Origin of the sequence: Colwellia marinimaniae (assembly GCF_002207865.1) — a bacterium.
Lineage (GTDB): Bacteria > Pseudomonadota > Gammaproteobacteria > Enterobacterales > Alteromonadaceae > Colwellia > Colwellia marinimaniae.
Genome location: NZ_BDQM01000301.1, coordinates 1 through 266 on the forward strand (window position 1 = coordinate 1; position 266 = coordinate 266).

Annotated in this window: 1 protein-coding gene; it reads right to left on the reverse strand. The window is 58.6% G+C overall.

The annotated features are described in order from the left end of the window. A partial coding sequence (locus MTCD1_RS23715; protein WP_200818681.1) for a sigma-70 family RNA polymerase sigma factor occupies positions 1–218 on the reverse strand: 218 nt, incomplete at its 3' end. Positions 219–266 lie beyond the last annotated feature (48 nt).

Below are 266 nucleotides of genomic sequence, written 5' to 3' on the forward strand. Positions count from 1 at the left end.
GGCAGGGCCTCCATGCGGATCTTGGAACGGTGACGCACCATATCCAAAAAGAGGTTAGTGGTAATACGGTGCAACCAGCCTTCAAACGTTCCGGCTTGATACTTGTCCAAGGAGCGGAAGACACGCATGAAGGTTTCCTGGGTGAGATCCTCGGCGTCATGCTGATTGCCAGACAGGCGATAAGCCAAGCGGTAGACCCCATCGGCGTGCTCGGCCACGAGGTCCCCCCAAGCGGGCATGTCGCCCGTGCCAGCATCGAATGCTGC